The organism is Bartonella sp. AP58NXGY (assembly GCF_042195785.1).
Taxonomy (GTDB): domain Bacteria; phylum Pseudomonadota; class Alphaproteobacteria; order Rhizobiales; family Rhizobiaceae; genus Bartonella.
In genome coordinates this window covers 1-281 of record NZ_JBHIOY010000266.1, presented here as the reverse complement: position 1 = coordinate 281, position 281 = coordinate 1, and the positions used below count along the sequence as shown (strand labels likewise).

Genomic DNA, 281 nt, shown 5'->3' with positions numbered 1-281 from the left:
ATAATAAAGTTAACGATATTGCTGAGGATGCTGTTCGCTATGACAGAGATGAAAACGGTAAAAAAATCAATAAAATCACTTTGAAAGGTGGTGATCCAAGTGAGCCTGTGTTGATTGATAATGTCGCTGATGGTAAAATTGAGAAAGGATCAAAAGAAGCTGTAAATGGTGGTCAGCTCCATGACTATACCCAAGAGCAGATGAAGCTTATTCTTGATGAATCCAAACATTATACGGATCAACGGGTTAATAATATTGTGATTGATGCGATTGACGATGCT

The 281-nt window shown here is 37.0% G+C and carries 1 protein-coding gene; it reads left to right on the top strand.

All coding sequences use genetic code 11. The annotated features are described in order from the left end of the window. Positions 1-281 (top strand): hypothetical protein (locus tag ACFINC_RS10850; RefSeq protein ID WP_375617218.1); only part of this gene is annotated, 281 nt, incomplete at both ends.